Raw genomic sequence first — 16,198 nt, forward strand, 5'->3', positions numbered from 1 at the left:
TTTTATTTAAATTTTTTCAACAATAAGAATTTTGTCTTCAATGCGAATAACTTTTACAAGTTTTCCAGATTGGATCGCTTCGGTTTCCGAAACTGCGGTCAACTCGTGGTTGGTGCCGTTAAGTGAAATTAAAACTTTTCCTTGACCTGATTTTTCAGACGGTATTGTTAAATACACTTCACCACTTTTGCCAATCAATTTGCTGATGTCAAAAGTGTTGTCTTCGGACAGTTTTAGGATTTGTTTGATAATGACAAAATATAACGCAATGAAAACCAAACCAACCAAAGCCGCGACAATAACCAAAAATGTTTTGTTTGCAATTGTTTGATAAAATGCGACACCAGCCCAACCAAAACCAAGTAAAAAATTAACCAAGTTTCTGAACGAGAATAATTGGAAAGGCGCATCGGCATGGTCAAGATTTCCGTCAAAATCTGCATTGATTCCGTCTGAGGCATCACTACCGATTAGCGTTAAAATAGTTTGAACTAGAAAAATTAAACTCGCTGCAATCGCAATCCACCAAAAGGCTTGCTGCAAAGAGTCCATTCCTTGTAAAAAGTCTAACATAGTTTTATTTAGTATTGTTTAAAAATAGTAAAAAAAATACAGAAATGAAAGCTTTTTTGGAGAATGCTTTTAAGTTTTTGTAAACTTTTTCTTAAATGCTTAAGTTTTAAATAAATGTAATATCACAAAAAAAGCGCTCCAAAAATGAAGCGCTCTATTTTATAATTCTTTTCTAAGTCTAGCAACTGGGATATTGAGTTGTTCACGATATTTCGCAATCGTACGACGTGCAATGTTGTAACCTTTTTCTTTTAAGATGCCAACCAAAGCGTCATCTGTCAAAGGTTTTCTCTTGTCTTCGTTGTCGACAACTTCCTGCAAGTGATTTTTAATTTCTTTAGTCGAAACTTCTTCACCATCGTCGTTTGTCAAACTATCAGAGAATAGATTTTTAAGATAGACAATTCCGTTAGGCGTGTCTGCATATTTACTTTTAACAACACGAGAAATCGTCGAAATGTCAAAACCTGTAATGTCCGCAACATCCTTCAAAATCATTGGTTTGATGTTCTTTTCGTCGCCAGTTAGGAAGTATTCTTTCTGAAGTTTAACAATGGCTGTTATCGTTTGCAAAAGTGTATTTTGACGTTGATTAATCGCGTCGATATACCATTTTGCAGCATCCAATTTTTGCTTGATAAACAAAGCTGCTTGTTTGTGCTCTGCAGATTTTTTATCGTGAGAATAGGTTGTTAAAATTTCTTTGTATTCTTCCGAAACGCGCAGTGTAGGGGCATTTTTGCTATTCAGCATTGGGATAACTTGGTTGTCCTTAATCTGTATAACAAAGTCCGGAATAATCTCTTGGTTAATCGTAATCGTTTGCGTGTCAAAGTTGCCGCCGATTCTTGGTGATAATTTTGAAATAACTTCTAAAGCATCCTTAAGATCTTCTTCTTCGATGTCATATTTCTGAATAATCTTGTTGTAATGCTTGTTACTTAACGCATCAAACTGATTTCTTAAAATATTAGCAGCCAAACTAACCGCAGGATCCGCACTTACTTTTTTCTCAATTTGAAGTAAAAGACATTCGCGAAGATCGCGTGCGCCAACACCAGCTGGATCTAGCTTTTGAACATAATTTTCAAGGATTTCGGTGACATTTTCAGCTGTAGTATAAATGCCTTGCGAGAACGCTAAATCATCAACAATTGATTTGATTTCTCGACGAAGATAACCGTCGTTGTCAAGATTTCCGATAAGATATTCCGCAATTTGTAGATCTTCTCCATCTATCTTAGCTAATCTAATTTGTTCTAAAAGATAGTCATAAAGACTTTGTCCTTCTGTTAATAAAGATTGATTGTCGAACTCTTCATCGTCAGCAGAATAGTTGCTAGACGCTGTTTTGTAACTTGGTTCGTCATCATAAAGATATTCGTCAACATCAAAATCTGTTTCGATGCTTTCGTTGCCTTCGTCATCAAAATCACTTTCTCCAGAATCTTGATAGTCGTCTTCGCTATCGCTATCCGAAACTTTTTCTAAAGCAGGATTTTCTTCCAATTCGCGCTCTAACTCTTCTTCAAACTCTAAGGTATGAAGCTGAATCAACTTCATCAATTGAATCTGTTGCGGGGCTAATTTTTGACCTAGTTTAAGTTGTAAATTTTGTTTCAGCATATCTTTTTTTTGCTAATGGCATACATCAGCGTTACGAATTTACAATTTTTTTCTTGAATGCAATAAAGTTTGCACGATTTTTGATGCTAATTGTTGATAACAAAAAAGCCTTTCAATTTTGAAAGGCTTTTTTGTATTTTAAATAAGTTAAATCTTACTTTTTAGTAATACCAAGAGTTTCTGGGAAACGTGCAGCTGTAAAGTCTCTAGAGATTGCAGCCTTCTCGAATTTTAGTTTTCCAGATAGTGTTTCCAATACAACGCCATCATCATTGATGCTGAAGATTGTCCCATGCATACCAGAAGTTGTTACAACTTTTGCGCCTGGTTTTAGAGCTTCTTGGAAAGTTTTTTCTTGCTTTTGCTTACGCATTTGCGGACGAATCATTAGGAAATAAAATCCTACGAACATAAGACCCATCATAATTAATGTTGGTGTCATCGATTGTCCTGCTGGAGCTTGCAAAAATATTGTCATCATGTTCATCTGTTCTTAATTTTAGTTAGTAATTTCTGCTGTGAAGCCGATTCTGATAGGCGCTTTTTCTACGTTAGCATAGACGTCAGCTGCTTTTGCAACATTGCCATCAAAATCTCCAGAGTCAAACTTAAGTGTAATTTTTCCTGATTTCCCTGGAAGAATTGGTTCTTTTGTAAAGTCTGGAGCCGTACATCCGCAACCTGGTTTAACAGAAGAAATAATTAAAGGTTTTGTCCCAGTATTTGTGATTTCGTAAACGTGGCTAACTACATCTCCTTTTTTAATTTTACCAAAAGAAAAATCAGATTCTTTAAGAGCTACTGTTGTTAAAGGATTTTTTTGAGCTTCTTCCAACATTGCATCTTCTTGTGTTGCATGCTCGTGTCCAGCGTGGTCATCAACGCCAACTGGTGTTGTTTGGTTTTCTACAACCGCCGAACTATTGTCTTCTACAACTGTAGTTTCGTCCTTTTTTTTACAAGCAACAATGCTGATTGCCATTGCTGCGATGGTTAGATACTTAAATGATCTTTTCATAATATATTCGTATTAAGAATTATGCTCTGTTTTTGTCTTTGCTATACTTGTCCAAGATACCATTAATAAAGATGTTCGACTTCTCGGTTGCATAGACTTTTGCAATGTCAATATATTCGTTAATGATAACTTTGGAAGGCGTTTGTGGGAAATAATCCATCTCTGTAATGGCTGCTACCAAAATGATTTTGTCCATTAAAGAAACTCTGTCTAACTCCCAATTAACCAATCTTTCTTCTAGTTTCTTTTCAGAATCTTCCCAATTGTTAAGACTTTGGCGAAGAAGTTTTTTTGCAAATTCTTCATCTTCATCATCCTTAATTGCTTTTACTAAAGTATGGCTAGGTGTGTCTTCTTTTAGGAAACCGATAGTCTTCTGGATCATCGAGTTAGAGATGTGATAATCATCTGCCCAGCTCATTTCCATTTCTTCGAATCTATCGTGTAGGTCGTTGTTTTCGGCAACATATCTTAGAAATAATTTTCCAATGAATTTTTGATCATCTTCAAAAGAAATTTCTTCGCTGGTCATGTACTCATGGTAACGTTTTCCGGCTTTTATTCTTTGGAAAGTTTTAACAAGGACTTCGTCGTTAAAGTCCCAGATTAGTTCTTTGTGTTTGTCCGTGAAGCTTCTACGTTCTTCATTGTTTTCTAAACTTTCTAAAACTTGGTTTCTAACAAATTTTTGATTCGGATTGATGTCGCTATCGTTTTTAATAAATTTGTTTTTACCAATTTCAATTTGATTTTCGGCAACATGTTTTAATGCTACTAAAAAATTAAGTTGATAGATGTACAGGTTGTAGATTTTGCTCATTTCGTTGATGAGATTTTTTTCTACAGTCTCCTGTCTTATTGGGTTTTGGTAGTAAGAATAGAGATTTTCTATTACTTTTTCACGGATTTGTCGTCTTCCAAGCATTTCAAAGAACTTTATTTGGCTACAAAGATAAGCATTTTAATTTTTCTAAAAAGCTGACTTTTGTAGTTTATAGAAGCTGATTATTGGTTTTCTTTTTCAGTTTCGATAAGTCGTAATTGTTCTAGATTTTTGCTAAGACGTTTTAATAATATTCCGTAGAAAATTTTGTAGTAAAGTATTATTAACAAGATACTTAGTAGTAATGCAACGATAATCCCAATGATGAAGCCTAGTTTGGTTGTTTCGCTGAGTTGTACGCTTTGTTCTCCCATAACAATACTTAGATAAATACTGAACGAAACAATGTAGACCACCAATAGTATTACATTGATGATAATGAATGCGTTAACTTTTCTTTTAAAACTGATAATGCGTAAGATGAATTGTTTGAGATTATCCTCAACGCTGATTCTTCTATAACTTTTATAAAATAGATAGACAAAAATACCAGTTAAACTAAGGCTTAAAATTTTGATTACTAAATAGATTTTGTCCATCGTATGAAGAATCTCGTTTTGATTCTGTAGGTGTAATCTTGATAATATTTCGCGGAAGTTAACATGGTCGTCTTTAGAGACTAAAGAATATATAAGCAAAGTGATAAATATAAAAAACTCTAACAAACTTATCCAAAGAAGATACTTCACATAATTTCTAGATTTTGTGTTAAGCATGGCTTCGATGTCAGATTGCTGATAGGCGTCTTCTACTTTTTGGTTCTGCCAAACCGATTTTAGGTCATCTATGTCAAAGTCGTTGTTAGGCATGTTGCGTCATTAATTCTTTTAGCGTCTTTTTTAATCTATTCATTTTTACACGGGCATTAACTTCTGTAATCCCTAATGTCTCGGCGATTTCTTTGTAAGATACGTCGTCCAGATACATCATAACAATGGCGCGTTCTACATTTGGGAGAAGTTTTATGACTTTATAGAGTAACGAAATTTGCGCTTGCTTTTCGTCATCTTGTTCTTGCTCATACTCGAAGTGGACTTCATCTAGCTCGCTGGTTAATGGTGATTTCGTTTTTTTTCTGAATAAAGTAATGGCTGTGTTAAGCGCTACACGATACATCCAGGTTGATATTTTAGAATTTCCTTTGAAGCTGTCGTAAGAACGCCATAATTGCAAAACAATCTCTTGGAAGAGATCTTGTTCGTCTTCTAAAGAATTGGTGTACAACCTCGATACCTTTATGATAAGACCTTGGTTGCCTTTGATAAGTTGAGAAAATTCTTTCTGTTTTGAGTCCAATTTTTAGAAAGCGATATTTTTTGAATTATTTTTGATAAAGATAATAGTTTTTAGGTTTATTTTGTGCTGGTTTGCTAAGATATAATTGTTAAATCTTATTTGATCAAAAAATGGTATTTTATTTGTTACCGAAATTCAAAATTATTTTATGGGAGAACAAACTGTTTCGTATATAGAGTTGGTCTATGGTGTGCTAAAAGGTTGGTATGTACGTCTTGCAGAGATTACACCCAATTTGATTGTTGGTCTGCTCGTATTCTTTTTCTTTTTTAGTACTAGTAAATACTTAAGCAAAGTTGCAGTAAGACTGTTCCATAAAGCTTTTCCGAAAAGTAAAGTAGAATCTGTCACGACTTTAGTCGGTGTGTTTCGCTTTTTGATTATGATCATGGGGACTTTTATTTCCCTTGAGATTATGGGCTTTAGCGGTTTCTTTGTTAAGTTTTTAGGAAGTTTGGGTGTTGCTGGGGTTATTGCAGGGGTTGCGCTAAAAGATTTGGTGTCGAGTATATTTTCTGGGATGTTGGTTGGTATCGATAAAGCTTTTGTAGTTGGAGATTATATTACTATCGGTAATCATTCTGGGACCGTGCAAGAGATTGGTTTTTTAACGACTAAATTAATAACTGACGAAGGTAAAAAAGTCTATGTTCCGAATCAGGTAATTTTTAATGCGCCATTTTATAATATTACAGCTTCGCCTCAACGTAAGGTTATTCTTAATTTTGAAATCCCAATGGAGGAAGATTTAGGCCAAGTTAAAGAAGGTATAGAAACTGTAATTTCTAATCTTGATAAAGCAAAGGAAATTCATCCAGAAGTTTTATTTACAAATCTGAATGGCGGTCTTATAACGGTGCAAGCAAAGTTTTTGGTGGAGCTTGGTTCTAGTCCAAATGTTCTTAAAAGCAATGCCATTGTTTCTATTAAAAATGAAATGACAAAACGTGGTATTAGATTTACTAGTCCTACAAGCATTAGCCTCGAAAACCATGCGCCACAACAATAAGTTGCAAATTTGCATGTTTTTATTTACAAAAAAGTAGACTAAAATATTTAGCCTACTTTTTTTATTGATAAAAATAATGTGTGAAGATATTATTTTTTAATAATTAATTTTTCGGAAAGTTTTTCTCCATTTTCTAATTGTAATTGGATGATGTAATTACCGTTAGAAAGATTGTTCAGTTTTATTTTACTTTCGTTGCCTGAGAAACTTCCTGATTTTACGATACGTCCAGATAAATCATGGATTGTGTAATCTACCTTTGATGATGACGTTTTCAGACTAATGTTGATTACATCTTGTGATGGATTAGGATAAAGCTTAATGTTTTTAGAAGTTGCTTCGTTGGTTGCTAAAGTGTTGTACTTAATTGCAAAAGCACTAGAGTTAAGCGCGTAGTAGATGTTGTTAACGGCTTTTACCATTATTCTTGCAGATGCAATGTTTTCGTTTGGTAGTACAATATTCGCACTTCCATTATTTGGAACACTTTGAGCTAAAACTGTATCAAATGTCAAACCACCATCTTTTGATAACACGATTTGTACATTTTGCGTGTTAATTGTTCCTGCATTAGTCCCAGCAACATTCCAAGTTACAGGTATTGTCGTATTTCCGTTAAGAGTTGTACCTGCTGTATTTTGAGATGTAACAACGAAAGGACCATCGCTGGTTACTGTAACAAACATCGCATCTCTCGCAGATTGGTTACCTGTTGGTTTATTATCATTTACAACTAATGAAAAATTAAGTGTTCTCGCAACGTCTGGTGTAACTTCCCATTTCGGAAATAGATTATTAGCAACGACGTCACTTAGTTTAGGAAGATATCTAGTTGGAGAATTTGTTGGCATTAATGATCGGTAAACAGGTCCAACCGTCGCTGTTTTAACTGGAGGTTGCGTATTGTTATTATTGTCATACTGCTCCCAAAGGTATGTTAAGCTATCGCCATCTGGATCTGTACCTACACCTGTTAATGCAAAAGCAGTTCCTTTAGGTATAACATAATCTGCACCTGCATCAGCTGTTGGCGCTGCATTGTTGTTAGAGGTTTTAACAGAGCAGTCACTTGATCTTTGCAAAACGGCATACATTTCTAAAAGACTTGCTGCATGAAAATAAGCATCACTATTAACTTGTACATTATTACTTGTTCCGCAAATTCCAGCATAAGCCATAATCGTACTTCCACTTCCTGGTTCGTAGGCTGTTGCATTGTTTGCATTACCCGAGCATGAACTTGTACTCGCTCTAAAGGTATGGTTAGCTCCAAACTGGTGTCCCATCTCATGTGCTACATAATCAATATCGAAAGGATCACCAACTGGTGCGCCAGATCCAGTTACGCCTCGCGCTTTGCTGGTTGAGTTGCATACTACGCCTAATCCTGCTAATCCACCACTATTGGTGCCGAAAACATGACCAATATCGTAGTTGGCGCTACCAATAACACTATTTATATTAGATTGATTTTCATTAATCATTGTCCCAGGATTCCCATTGGTGTAAGGGTCTGTGGAAGAATTGGTGTACACAATAAGATTATTATTGGCAACCAATAACATAGTTGTCGAAATACTTTTTTCGTAGATACCATTAACTCTTGTCATTGTCGTTGCAATAGCAGACATGGCATTAGCTTGAGTCCCTCCATGGAACGTTGTGTATTCACCAGTCGCAGCTACAGCTAGTCTGTATTTTCTGAATTGTCCATCTGATACCAAAGGTGCTTTATTGCTGGTGTTTTCGTTGGCGTGGTTGTCTAGTTCCTTTTCTATATTACATTCAAAAAGGCGATCGTTAGCGGGTAAGTCTTTTCTTTTATATAAAATGAAAGAAGAATTATCTTTAGTATAACTATCAAGATAGCTTACTTCCCAATTATCAAAATACATGACGTTAAGTCCTGTTGAAGGCGTCATGCTGAAACGAATCGAATTTTCAGGATGACCTTTTTGCCAACCAACGTAAGAACGAATTTCAGGGAATTTTGCTTGTAACTCAGGTTCCATAACAGATGCTTCCTGAACAACATAATCTCTTATTTTTCCATCAGAATCAGGGAATTTAATAACTAAGCTTTCATTTTTAGAGAAGCGTTGAGGTGCAGTTTGTAGCTCAGATTTTATTTTTTCTAAATCTACTTGGTACAAATCAAATTTGTTAGGAGTAACCCATCTTAGGTTTAGGTTTTCTTGTCGAGCATCCGCATTATTAATTTTTGTCCAATGGTTTTGCTGAGAAAAAACTTGTGTAGCAATTAATGTACACGCAAAAAGTGTAATTTTTACTTTCATGGTATTTGGATTTAAATATTAGTTTTTACAAATGTAATTTTTTTTAATGAATAAATTTAAAACTTTAATATTTTTTAAAATAGCATCTTAAAACAACAAAAAGCCATCCCAAAAACGGAATGGCTTTCATTTATTTTAAAAATGCTAAGACTAAGCGCCTAGAACTTCTTTTACTTTGTTAGCTGCTTCTTCTAGAGTAATTGCAGAGTGAACGTTAAGTCCAGAATCGTCAATCATCTTCTTAGCGATTTCAGCGTTAGTACCTTGTAATCTCACGATTAATGGAACTGGGATGTTTCCGATGCTGTTGTAAGCGTCGATAACACCTTGTGCAACTCTGTCACATCTTACGATACCACCGAAGATATTGATAAGGATAGCTTTTACGTTTGGATCTTTCAAGATGATATTGAAAGCCGTTTCAACTCTTTGTGCATCAGCAGTACCACCAACATCTAGGAAGTTAGCAGGGTTACCACCTGATAATTTGATGATGTCCATAGTTGCCATTGCAAGACCAGCACCGTTTACCATACACGCAACGTTACCATCTAACTTCACGAAGTTAAGACCAGCGTCACCAGCTTCTACATCTGTTGGATCTTCTTCTCTCTTATCTCTAAGTTCTGCTAAATCTTTATGACGGAACAAGGCGTTGTCATCCAAAGATACTTTCGCATCAACTGCGATAATTTTGTTATCTGAAGTCTTAAGAACAGGGTTGATTTCGAAAAGAGATGCATCGATACCAACATAAGCGTTATAAAGCGACGTGATAAATTTAACAAACTCTTTGAAAGCAGTACCTTCTAATCCTAAGTTGAAAGCAATTTTTCTCGCTTGGAAACCTTGAAGACCTACAGCTGGATCTACAACTTCGTTGTGGATTAAGTGTGGTGTAACTTCAGCAACGTGCTCGATATCCATACCACCTTCAGTAGAATATACGATCATGTTTTTCCCTTGCGCTCTGTCTAGCAATACAGAAACATAAAATTCTTTAGTTTCTGACTCACCTGGATAATATACATCTTCAGCGATTAATACAGAGTGTACTTTTTTACCTTCTGCAGACGTCTGAGGCGTTACCAATTGCATACCAAGGATGTTGTTAGCGTTTTCTTTAAGCTTATCCATATTAGGAGAGAACTTAACACCGCCACCTTTACCACGACCACCTGCGTGGATTTGAGCTTTAACTACCCAAGCTTGTGCGCCTGTGTCAGCAGTTAATTTTTCAGCAGCAGCTACAGCTTCATCAACATTATTCGCAACAATACCGCGTTGGATCGCAACACCGTATTTTGATAAAATCTCTTTAGATTGGTATTCGTGAAGATTCATAATATTTTTATTGTTTTATTTACTATTTTTTAAGATTTACAAATTTAATAAAATTGAGGGAATAAAATAATTTAAACCCAAATTTTTAATTTAATAGACTACAAGTAATCTCTTTTGGTTAATGTAAAAATATTTAATTTTTGATTAAAGCCTTTGTTATTTTGTCATTTTCTGTAATAATTACAATCTTATAATTGGCACTTGGTAGGTTAACTACATTAAATTTTATTTCTTTTTTGTTAATGTTTTCAATTGTTTTAACAGTTTGACCTAACATATTAATTATATGAATGTTTTTTATTGTATTTTTTGAGGTAAGTAAAACTTCATTGTGTGCAGGATTTGGATAAATTTTTAAGTTGTCTATTGATACATCAGCCGTATGTAATGCATCTGTTGTAAAAGATTTAGTAACGGATGAATATTCTTTTCCGTTCTGCGTTACCACAATTTTTCCGTAATATTTTTGATTAGGAAGTAAGTTTTCAAGATTAATTGTTATATCCTCAGATAAATATGAATCGATGATATTGCTCGCATTGAAAGTTTGATTCAAGTTTTCTTGATCGATACCATAGATAAACTTGATGTTTTCAATTTTTGATTTTGCATTATTTTTAATGCTTGATAACAGTTGTACTTTTGTTGAAGAAACTTCTTTAACAAAAAAATCAATTTCATTAAGCGGTAAAGTTTTAAAACTAATACTATTACTACTTATAATTTCGGTGCCAAATTTTGCTTTAACCATCACATTGTATGTTGTGTCTGGAAGTAGATTGTCTACAGCCTTTGAAAGATCATCATTCTCATATTTCTGGATGTTGTTTGGCATCGCAGATGTCTCTTTTGCAGTAGTATCGTCGGAATAATGGAATGTTATATTTTCCATGTTTTCTGTATTGGTACTTCCATAAGCGTTTAACATTGCTGCATCAGCTTTGATGTCGGTTGCAAAAGTCGTAATTAGTGAGTATGCTTGTGTATAACCATTTGATTCAAAAAGATTACCAATACTTCCAGATACTAAAAAATTGTTATCAAACGAATTAATATAATAGGTATTTTTGGGAATATCTATTTGTTGAAACGTTCTTCCACCATTGAATGTTTGCAAGCCTGAATCACTTCCGTTGAATAAAATACCTTCATTGGGGTTTTTGAAAACGATTTCTGGCGTGTAAGATAATGTAGTTATTGGTTTCCATGTATTGCCATAGTCATTCGTTTTGTAATAGGTAAGTCCATCGTTATAATAACCAATTCGTTGGGAAGGAAAATGAAATGAATAAAGGTGTTGTCCTTCTTTTATAGTGCTCCAAGTTTTGCCATAATCTGTTGTTTTGGAAAGCTTTTTTTCTGATATTGCAATGCCGACGCCCTCGTCAAACCATTGTATTTTTGAGGCACGGAAATTTGGAATAATTTCCCAGCTAGCGCCACCATTATCTGTTGTATATGCAGAATACGCGCTATTTATTATTCCTTTATTTTCATCAAAAAAGTAAATAGAGCTAGCGTTGGTTGTAAAGTTTTCGTTAATACTCCATGTTTGACCGCCATTTGTTGTTTTAGCAATTTTTACTGTGACAGGATTTCCTAGTAAAACATATCCAATATTTCGGTTGATAAAATAGCTGTCATATAGGTTAAACAAATTAGTATCATTAATAGGAACATTAACAGACTCCCAATTAGTTTTGTCTGTAGATAGATATAGTTCTTTACTTGTAACTACAGAATAAAGATTTGCATTTTTTTTGACTTTGCTAATTGAATTGTATGTAAAATCTTGTGTTGTCCAACTTCCCCCATTGTCAGTACTTTTATAAAACTGTCCATAATTGCCGATTGCTATCGCGTTATTGTTATTGAAGTGTAAATGTTTAATATCATAACTATCACTTATCCAATTTTTGGAATCATATACTTTATTCCAAAGATATCCACCATTTGTGGTCTTATAGATTATTCCATATTTAGACGTTGCAAAGCCTAGATCAGTTGATAAAAAATAAAAAGAAAAAAGTGATATAGCAGGTTGCGAAGGATTAAAATTAGTCCTCTTTATCCAACTTTCTCCATTGTTTTTTGTTAAATAAAAGGTCTCGCCAAAGCTAACATATCCATCTTTTTGATCATAAAAATAGATACTCGTACATAGAGCTCCATTAGTAATTTTTAAGTTGATATTCTTTCCAAAATCAACGGTTTTATAAAGCTTTCCATAATTGGTTACTATATATCCTTCTTGGTTATTCACAAACCAACTTCGCTGGATAATCTCATCTGGCAATAGCCCCAATTTTTGTTTTTCCCAAGTAATAGCATTGGTATTTGATTTGAACAAAGTCTTATCACCAACAACAATAATAGTATTATTAACATAAAAAATACTATTGATATTCTCACTTGAGTCAAGGTTGATGTTTTGCCATGTTAGTCCATTATCTCTACTAAGAATCAATAAACCTTGTTGTCCTCCGACTATTATATTCGTATCCCATGATTTTACAACCGAAGCATTAATCACGTCTTTAAGGTTAGTCCACGTTTTGGCTTGGTCATTTGACTTGAGCAGTTTATTCTCCGTTAATAAAAAAAGCTGATTATTGTTATCGGAAAATGAGTTTGCTTTTTCAAAATAATTAGTGGGATTTAATTGATTCCAACTTGTTTGAGCCTGCGAAATAACTATTGAGAAAAGGAATAATAAAGAGAGTAAATTTGATTTCATTTTGTTGGTTTATATATCAAGTTTTTTAATTAAATTTTATTCTTTGCAAAATACCAAATCAACATTGCCCAACTGATAATCATAAATAGTCCGCCAAGTGGTGTAATTGGTCCTAAGAATTTTAAGTTAACGCCCCAATAATCTTGGAAACTCAAAAAATAAATACTGAACGAAAACAAAAACGTCCCGATAATCATCGCTAACGAAATCCATTTGTGACTTCCAGTATCGAATTTTAAAATATATCCAACAATTAAAAGAAAAAATGCAGCGTACATTTGGTATCTAACACCAGTTTCGAAACTTTCTAGACGTTCTACAGAAAGTATTTTTTTAAAAGCGTGTGCGCCAAATGCGCCTAATATCACTGAAAGCATTCCGTAAAATGCACCAAATATTAATGTAAATGTTTTCATTTTAAATTTATTTTTGAGTCATTAATAAAAATATTTTCCCCGCTGTTGTTAAAATGCCAAGAATTATAAAAAGCCATGCAAATCTTTTGCTAGGTGCAAATCCAGGATGTTTTGTCACTTTTAAAAAGATGCCGAATCCTAAAATAAAAATGGATAATCCGAGTCCGAACATATTCTTATTTTTTTGATCTTAAATTTTCTAACTCAGCGATAACTTCGTGATGACTCACCGTTTTATCTTTAAAGTAGGTAACAAAATGTTGTTTCTCTTCCTCGGTTGCTCCAAACTGATTAAGGATGTTAAACAAGTGCATCTTCATGTGACCTTTTTGGATGCCTGTTGTTACCAAAGAACGTAAAGCGCCAAAGTTTTGCGCCAACCCCGAAACCGCCAAAATACTCATCAATTCTTGAGCAGATGGTTTTCCTAAAAGCGCCAAAGAGAATTTAACCAAAGGATGAAGATTGGTCAAACCACCAACAACACCAACCGAAATTGGCAAGTCAATCCAAAATCTAAAAATACCATTGTCTGTCGTACAATGTGTCAGCGACGAATATTTTCCGTTGCGTGATGCGTACGCGTGTGCGCAAGCTTCAGTTGCACGGAAGTCGTTTCCAGTTGCGATAACCACCGCGTCGACGCCGTTCATAATGCCTTTGTTGTGCGTAGTTGCACGATAAGGTTCGATTTCGGCGATGTTAACAGCTTGTTTAAATTTCCAAGCAAATTCTTCGTTAGAAATGCCGCTGTCGTCTTTCAGCTCATCAATCGGGCAAGAAACCTCTGCACGAACAATACAATCTGGTGTAAAGTTGGACAAGATATTCATCACAACTTGTAGCGAATCTTTTTCTGCTTGTGTAAAGTCCGCTTCGTTTGCTACTTCTTCTTTCAACGTTTTTCCGAATTGCTCTAGACAAGAGTTGATGAAGTTAGCGCCCATCGAATCTACAGTGTCAAAACTAGCTTTCAGTTGGAAGTAATTTGGCATTTCCTCCGTCTTATCAATCAAACGAATGTTAAGAATTCCGCCGCCACGTTTTCTCATGTTGGCAGTAATATCTTCGGTTGCTTCGAATAATTTTTTCTTTAATTTAAAATTGAAAAAATGTTGAAGTTTATGAGGTTCAATGTTTAAAATAAAATGCGTGTGCCCCAATTTTTTGGTGTTGATAATGGTGGTTTTGAAACCGCCTTTGTCCAACCAAAATTTTGCTGCTTTGGATGCTGCTGCAACAACAGAGCTTTCTTCAACCGCCATTGGTAGCGCCAAAAGTTTACCATCGATTAAAAAATTCGGAGCAATCCCGTAAGGCATATAAAAGTTGGAAATTGTGTTTTCCGAAAACTCTTCGTGTAGTTTTTGTAAATCGGGATCGTTATTCCAATATTGTTGTAAAATTTGTTCGTAACTTCTGTCATTCGATAGATACTCGCTGATAAGCCAATCTATCTTTCTTTGCTTGGATAATTTTGAAAATCCTTCTACCGGTTGATGATTCATTTAATACGACTTTAAGTTTCAAAGATAAGGAATTCGTTTCAGCTAAAATCTAGGAATAAGCTTTTGAAAGTCTGAAAATTGTCATTTTTTTTACATTTTTCGAATATTGATTTTGAATCTTAAATCTTCCGTCAGAATTTGTTTTAAAACAGAAAATAATAAGCTCAATAATTGTTTTTCTCAATAGAAATCAATTTTAAATTTAATTAAAGAACAAAAACTTTTTTAATAAATAGCCGTATTTTTGCACTCTTTTTTAAGCAGAATATCATGTCGGAAGTTTCTAAAATGTCGTCGCAACCCATCAAATTATCAGAATATCGTAGAGCAGTTTTTGGCTATTTCTTTTGTCAAGGAATTTGCTTTGCATCGTGGGCAAGCCGCATTCCGACGATTAAAGAAAATCTACACCTTAGCGAAGGACAATTAGGAACAATGCTTTTGATGTTGCCGATGGGACAACTTTTCACGATGGCACTTTCGGGCAAAATCAACACAAAATACGGAAGCGCAAAAGTTATCACGATCGTATCTATATTATATGCTTTGATTTTGGTAAGTATTTCTTTCGCAACCAATGTTTATATGTTGGCGGCTTCATTATTGCTTTTCGGCGTTGCAGGTAATATGGCGAGCGTCGCGGTTAACACGCAAGCCGTCGCTGTGGAGAAAATGTATGGCAAATCGATTATGACGGTTTTCCATGGTGGATGGAGTTTGGCAGGATTTTTCGGCGCATTAATTGGACTTTTGACAATCAATCTTCATATTAATACGACTTATCATTTTTTAATCATATTTGGTTTAATCATTATTAATACGATTTGGAATGTTAAATATCTTGTTCCCAAAATTGAACATGCGAGTTCTGCTGGTAAAAAAGTGAAATTCCGACCAGATTCTATTTTAATACAACTCGGAATTGTTGGTTTCTTTAGCATGGCAACGGAAGGTGCGATGTTCGACTGGACGGGCGTTTACTTTAAAGATGTTATTAAATCGCCAGCGTCTTTAGTTATTTTAGGCTATACATCATTTATGATTATGATGGCGACGGGACGTTTTCTTGGCGGATTTCTCATTACAAAACTAGGAAACAGAAAAGTTTTAATGATTAGTGGTTTGCTCATGTTTATCGGAATGATGATGTCTGTGTTGTTTCCGTTTGTGGTGACTTCAACCATTGGCTTTATGCTGGTTGGTTTGGGCGTTGCTTGTTGCGTGCCGACAGTCTATAGTTTGGCAGGGACGCATCCGAGTATTCCGCCAAGTATGGCGATTGCTTTGGTGTCGAGTATCAGTTTCTTAGGATTTTTGATGGGACCACCATTAATTGGCTACATCGCAGAGTTGTCAAGTTTGCGTTGGTCGTTCACTTTATTTTCGATGTTTGGACTGGCAATGGTCGTGATGATGTTTGTGAGTTCTTACTTCAAAAAATCATAAATTTTTGTTAAGTCAGACTTTTCTCCATTTTTAAATTTTAGAATT

Annotated in this window: 14 protein-coding genes; 2 read left to right on the top strand and 12 right to left on the bottom strand. The window is 34.7% G+C overall.

Annotation, left to right across the window (positions count from 1 at the left end):
* Positions 1-6 precede the first annotated feature (6 nt).
* From B5X62_RS10785 to B5X62_RS10815, 7 genes are all read right to left on the bottom strand, one after another.
* Complete coding sequence (locus B5X62_RS10785) at positions 7-573, bottom strand: NfeD family protein (protein ID WP_079667436.1); 567 nt, start codon at positions 571-573, stop codon at positions 7-9.
* A gap of 159 nt (positions 574-732) precedes the next feature.
* Positions 733-2,199, bottom strand: a complete 1,467-nt coding sequence (rpoN, locus tag B5X62_RS10790) for an RNA polymerase factor sigma-54 (protein ID WP_079667437.1) — start codon at positions 2,197-2,199, stop codon at positions 733-735.
* Positions 2,200-2,353: 154 nt separating this feature from the next.
* Positions 2,354-2,686 (bottom strand): preprotein translocase subunit YajC, encoded by a 333-nt coding sequence (yajC, locus tag B5X62_RS10795; protein WP_079667438.1) that lies wholly within the window; start codon positions 2,684-2,686, stop codon positions 2,354-2,356.
* Positions 2,687-2,698: 12 nt separating this feature from the next.
* Positions 2,699-3,217 carry a DUF1573 domain-containing protein gene (locus B5X62_RS10800; protein WP_079667439.1) on the bottom strand — a complete coding sequence of 173 codons (519 nt, stop codon included), beginning with the start codon at positions 3,215-3,217 and terminating at the stop codon, positions 2,699-2,701.
* A gap of 19 nt (positions 3,218-3,236) precedes the next feature.
* Complete coding sequence (nusB, locus tag B5X62_RS10805; protein WP_079667440.1) at positions 3,237-4,142, bottom strand: transcription antitermination factor NusB; 906 nt, start codon at positions 4,140-4,142, stop codon at positions 3,237-3,239.
* A gap of 80 nt (positions 4,143-4,222) precedes the next feature.
* Positions 4,223-4,909 carry a hypothetical protein gene (locus B5X62_RS10810; RefSeq protein ID WP_079667441.1) on the bottom strand — a complete coding sequence of 229 codons (687 nt, stop codon included), beginning with the start codon at positions 4,907-4,909 and terminating at the stop codon, positions 4,223-4,225.
* The gene (locus B5X62_RS10815) at positions 4,902-5,396 is read right to left on the bottom strand and encodes an RNA polymerase sigma factor (RefSeq protein WP_079667442.1); all 495 of its coding nucleotides are present in this window, start codon (positions 5,394-5,396) and stop codon (positions 4,902-4,904) included. Before B5X62_RS10815 ends, B5X62_RS10810 begins: the two co-directional genes overlap by 8 nt.
* A 148-nt stretch (positions 5,397-5,544) precedes the next feature.
* On the opposite strand from B5X62_RS10815, the gene B5X62_RS10820 reads away from it, so the two are divergent.
* Entirely contained in the window at positions 5,545-6,405 is an 861-nt protein-coding gene (locus B5X62_RS10820) for a mechanosensitive ion channel family protein (RefSeq protein WP_079667443.1), read from the top strand.
* A gap of 89 nt (positions 6,406-6,494) precedes the next feature.
* Here the strand turns inward: B5X62_RS10820 and B5X62_RS10825 are convergent, their stop codons facing one another.
* The 5 genes from B5X62_RS10825 to B5X62_RS10845 form a co-directional block, all read right to left on the bottom strand.
* A complete protein-coding gene (locus B5X62_RS10825) occupies positions 6,495-8,702 on the bottom strand; it encodes a zinc-dependent metalloprotease (RefSeq protein WP_079667444.1) in 2,208 nt (735 codons plus the stop codon).
* Positions 8,703-8,852: 150 nt separating this feature from the next.
* The gene (gene sucC, locus B5X62_RS10830; RefSeq protein WP_079667445.1) at positions 8,853-10,046 is read right to left on the bottom strand and encodes an ADP-forming succinate--CoA ligase subunit beta; all 1,194 of its coding nucleotides are present in this window, start codon (positions 10,044-10,046) and stop codon (positions 8,853-8,855) included.
* 133 nt (positions 10,047-10,179) lie between these two features.
* Positions 10,180-12,783 carry a YCF48-related protein gene (locus tag B5X62_RS10835; protein WP_079667446.1) on the bottom strand — a complete coding sequence of 868 codons (2,604 nt, stop codon included), beginning with the start codon at positions 12,781-12,783 and terminating at the stop codon, positions 10,180-10,182.
* Positions 12,784-12,812: 29 nt separating this feature from the next.
* Positions 12,813-13,199, bottom strand: coding sequence for a DUF423 domain-containing protein (locus B5X62_RS10840; RefSeq protein WP_079667447.1), 387 nt, complete (start codon positions 13,197-13,199; stop codon positions 12,813-12,815).
* Between the two features lie 176 nt (positions 13,200-13,375).
* Positions 13,376-14,707, bottom strand: a complete 1,332-nt coding sequence (locus B5X62_RS10845) for a hydroxymethylglutaryl-CoA reductase, degradative (RefSeq protein ID WP_079667448.1) — start codon at positions 14,705-14,707, stop codon at positions 13,376-13,378.
* 270 nt (positions 14,708-14,977) lie between these two features.
* Between B5X62_RS10845 and B5X62_RS10850 the strand changes: the two genes are divergently transcribed.
* Complete coding sequence (locus B5X62_RS10850) at positions 14,978-16,153, top strand: MFS transporter (RefSeq protein ID WP_079667449.1); 1,176 nt, start codon at positions 14,978-14,980, stop codon at positions 16,151-16,153.
* The last annotated feature ends 45 nt before the right edge of the window (positions 16,154-16,198 follow it).

The sequence above is a fragment of the Soonwooa buanensis genome (assembly GCF_900167905.1).
Classification (GTDB): domain Bacteria; phylum Bacteroidota; class Bacteroidia; order Flavobacteriales; family Weeksellaceae; genus Soonwooa; species Soonwooa buanensis.

Bases quoted from the DNA above. Each gene is read 5' to 3' on its own strand.
- B5X62_RS10785 (WP_079667436.1), bottom strand. From the start codon at position 573: ATGTTAGACTTTTTACAAGGAATGGACTCTTTGCAGCAAGCCTTTTGG.
- B5X62_RS10835 (WP_079667446.1), bottom strand. From the start codon at position 12,783: ATGAAATCAAATTTACTCTCTTTATTATTCCTTTTCTCAATAGTTATT.
- yajC (WP_079667438.1), bottom strand. From the start codon at position 2,686: ATGAACATGATGACAATATTTTTGCAAGCTCCAGCAGGACAATCGATG.
- B5X62_RS10820 (WP_079667443.1), top strand. From the start codon at position 5,545: ATGGGAGAACAAACTGTTTCGTATATAGAGTTGGTCTATGGTGTGCTA.
- B5X62_RS10840 (WP_079667447.1), bottom strand. From the start codon at position 13,199: ATGAAAACATTTACATTAATATTTGGTGCATTTTACGGAATGCTTTCA.
- B5X62_RS10810 (WP_079667441.1), bottom strand. From the start codon at position 4,909: ATGCCTAACAACGACTTTGACATAGATGACCTAAAATCGGTTTGGCAG.
- B5X62_RS10825 (WP_079667444.1), bottom strand. From the start codon at position 8,702: ATGAAAGTAAAAATTACACTTTTTGCGTGTACATTAATTGCTACACAA.
- B5X62_RS10845 (WP_079667448.1), bottom strand. From the start codon at position 14,707: ATGAATCATCAACCGGTAGAAGGATTTTCAAAATTATCCAAGCAAAGA.
- B5X62_RS10800 (WP_079667439.1), bottom strand. From the start codon at position 3,217: ATGAAAAGATCATTTAAGTATCTAACCATCGCAGCAATGGCAATCAGC.
- B5X62_RS10850 (WP_079667449.1), top strand. From the start codon at position 14,978: ATGTCGGAAGTTTCTAAAATGTCGTCGCAACCCATCAAATTATCAGAA.
- rpoN (WP_079667437.1), bottom strand. From the start codon at position 2,199: ATGCTGAAACAAAATTTACAACTTAAACTAGGTCAAAAATTAGCCCCG.
- sucC (WP_079667445.1), bottom strand. From the start codon at position 10,046: ATGAATCTTCACGAATACCAATCTAAAGAGATTTTATCAAAATACGGT.
- nusB (WP_079667440.1), bottom strand. From the start codon at position 4,142: ATGCTTGGAAGACGACAAATCCGTGAAAAAGTAATAGAAAATCTCTAT.